Annotated in this window: 3 protein-coding genes and 1 tRNA gene; 3 read left to right on the top strand and 1 reads right to left on the bottom strand. The window is 69.6% G+C overall.

The features are described 5' to 3' along the window. Positions 1-379: DUF5791 family protein (locus ACFR9S_RS14580; RefSeq protein ID WP_379818947.1), on the top strand; the 379-nt coding region annotated here is incomplete at its 5' end. Further along, positions 379-1,257: an NAD(P)H-binding protein gene (locus tag ACFR9S_RS14575; RefSeq protein ID WP_379818946.1), complete on the top strand. Its 879-nt coding sequence runs from the start codon at positions 379-381 to the stop codon at positions 1,255-1,257. The genes ACFR9S_RS14580 and ACFR9S_RS14575, both read left to right, overlap by 1 nt. Here the strand turns inward: ACFR9S_RS14575 and ACFR9S_RS14570 are convergent. Continuing rightward, entirely contained in the window at positions 1,254-2,270 is a 1,017-nt protein-coding gene (locus tag ACFR9S_RS14570; protein ID WP_379732288.1) for a DUF7115 domain-containing protein, read from the bottom strand. The genes ACFR9S_RS14575 and ACFR9S_RS14570 overlap by 4 nt on opposite strands. Before the next feature lie 97 nt (positions 2,271-2,367). Here ACFR9S_RS14570 and ACFR9S_RS14565 point away from each other — a divergent pair. After that, positions 2,368-2,517, top strand: a tRNA-Met gene (locus ACFR9S_RS14565). Positions 2,518-2,700 lie beyond the last annotated feature (183 nt).

The following is a 2,700-nucleotide window of genomic DNA, read 5'->3' as shown; positions in this document are numbered from 1 at the left end:
GTTTCGCACCGCCTACTTCGAGGAGCTCGCGGGGGTCGTCGCCGAACTGGGGGTCGACACTGTCGTGGGGGGGACCGGCCTCGACCGGGCGACCGTCGAAGCGATCGGCGAGGGCGAACGGCCCGAACTCACCCTCGAGGAAGCCTCGGAGATACTGGCACTGACGGAGGGCGCCCCCGACGCCGAGGACATCGCGTGGGAGGCGCGCGACCACGTCCTGATGGGGATGACCACCGCGGTCGTCGACGTGGACACCGTCGCCCGGGAGACCGACATCGGGCTCGACGGGAAGGAGATCCAGCAGGCCATCGAGGGGCGGCTCCCGACCACGCTCAAACAGTTCGCCGCGATCCAGGCGTACATCGACGCCCGACGCTGATGCACGTTCTCGTCCTCGGCTGTGGCTACGTCGGTCGCGAACTCGGCCGACAGCTACTCGACGCTGGCCACGACGTGACCGGAGTCGTCCGATCGGAGACGAGCGCCGAGGCCGTCGCGGCCGACGGGATCGAACCCGTCCGGGCGGATCTCACCGACCCGGGTGCCGTCTCTACGCTTCCCGACGCCGACGCGCTCGCGTTCGCGGCCTCGGCCGGACGAGGGAGCGTCGCCGAGGCACGGTCGCTCTACGTCGACGGCCTCCGGGCGATCGTCTCCGAGTTCGAGGGGCGCGAGTTCCCCCCGGATCGGCTGCTTCTGACCTCCACGACCGGGGTGTACGGCGACCACAGCGGCGACTGGGTCGACGAGTCGACACCGATCGACCCGGAACGGCCGACGGCGGCCGTGATCGCCGAGGCGGAAGGGATCGTCCACCGGAGCGGTATCGACGGCACCGTCGCGCGGTTCGCCGGGCTGTACGGCCCCGGCCGCTACCGGATCGACGCCTACCTCGACTCGGTCACGGCGGGCTGGCGGAACTCGGTCCACCGCGACGACGCCGCGGGTGCGCTGGCGTGGTTCCTGACCGAGGACGTGGCCCGCGAGGAGACGGTGCTCGTGAACGACGGCACGCCCGTGGACCGGTGGGTGTTCGCCGACTGGCTGGCCGACCGGTGTGACGCGCCGGAGCCGGAGAAACTGACCGTCGAGGAACGGCTGGAGGGGCTGTCGGAATCGGCGTCCCTGCGGGTCGCGAGTCAGAAGCGCTGTCGGAACGACCGGCTGCTCGAACTGGGGTACGAGCTTCGGTACCCATCGGTGTACGAGGGGTACGAGCCGGCGATCGACGCCTACCGGCGCGGCGAGGAACCTTAGCGGCCCTGCCGGAGCTCCTCGATCAGCTGTTCGATCAGGTCGTTCTGCCGTTCGAGCTCGGCCTGCTGGTTTTCGACGGCGTCACGGAGGTCGTCGATCTCGGCCGCGAGGTCGGCAGTGTCGGGGGTTCCGTCTGCGGTGGAACCGTGATCGGCGTCAGTGGAGTCGTCGGCCGGTTCGTCGTCGGTCGCCTCCTCGACCTGTCGGATGAGCTGGTCCCGGGTGTCGTCCTCGGAGTCGGACGCGGCGTCGGATTCGGACTGCTCGTCCGGTTCGGTGTCCGTCGCGATGGACTCCTCCTCGCCGAACAGTTCGGGACCTTCGCCGAACGGCGAGTCCTCGCCGGCCTCGCTGTCGGCGTCGTCGACCTCCTCGTCGGCGTGCTCCGCCCGGAGTTCGTCGAGGTCACGAACGTCGTGGTAGGAGAGCAGCGCGTCGGTGATCGCCGCCTCGACCGCGCGGGCGTCCTCGTTCGGCGCCTTGAACCGCTCCTGCCGGCCGTCGTGGGTGAGGACGACGCTGGTGGCGACGTTCCCGGGCTCGAACGCCAGATCGGTGACGTTCTCGAAGGGGTACTCCTCGTACTCCTCGTCCCAGAGGGCCTGCCCGATGTGTTTGACGACGCGCTCGTCGGTGACGATCAGGGTGAGCTCCGAGAACCGGAACGTGCGCTTGACGGTCTCGCCGGGGTCGGTGATCCCGTTGGCGTCGAGCACGCCCGCGAGCACCGGGTGGAGCACCTCGTCGATCTTCGCCTTCGGCAGCGAGAGCGTCTCCTCGCCGTCGAGCCCGTAGTCGAGCGTGAGCTTCGCCTTCCGGCGGCTCGTGGTGAGGGTGACGCGCTCGGCGTCGTGGGGGAACTCCTCGACGGTCTCGTCGGAGAGCAGCCCCTCCGCGCGGTAGACGAGCGTTCGTGTCGGCGTGACCAACAGTCGATCCTCGCCGCCGAGGTCGACCTCCGCGACCGGCTCCTCGCCGTCGAGGTGGTCCGTGACGGTCTCCGGCAGGGTCATAGATAGCCGTTCACGCCCGTGGGCATAAATCCGCGCCGGTCGATCCGCCGACAGAGATGGGAGGGCTTAAGTTCGACATCCAACTACGGAGGAGTGCGGCCGGGTGGCTTAGCTGGACATAGCGCCGCACTCATAGGGTATCGAGATTCGGTGCGGTACGCCTAGGAAACATCCGCAGCCCACGGGGCCCGCCGAGCCTCGAACCTGGGTCATGCGGAGATCGCGGGTTCGGAGCCCGCCCCGGCCATTCTCGCGGTTCACGAGACGACGAGCGGAGCAGCCGTCCGGAGCCCCGGCGATTTTTTGCCCGTCGGGCGCGCCGAATCTGTATGCCCAACGACGTGCGTACCGACGGGATGGAGCTCCGGAACCGCCTCGCGGCCGGCGAGTCGCCGGTCGGGAGCTGGGTGTCGCTCGGCTCGCCGGCCGC

This window comes from Halolamina salina (assembly GCF_042678005.1).
In the GTDB taxonomy this organism is placed as follows: domain Archaea; phylum Halobacteriota; class Halobacteria; order Halobacteriales; family Haloferacaceae; genus Halolamina; species Halolamina salina.
The sequence above is the reverse complement of the archived record's forward strand: the minus strand, read 5'-3'. Positions and strand labels throughout refer to the sequence as shown.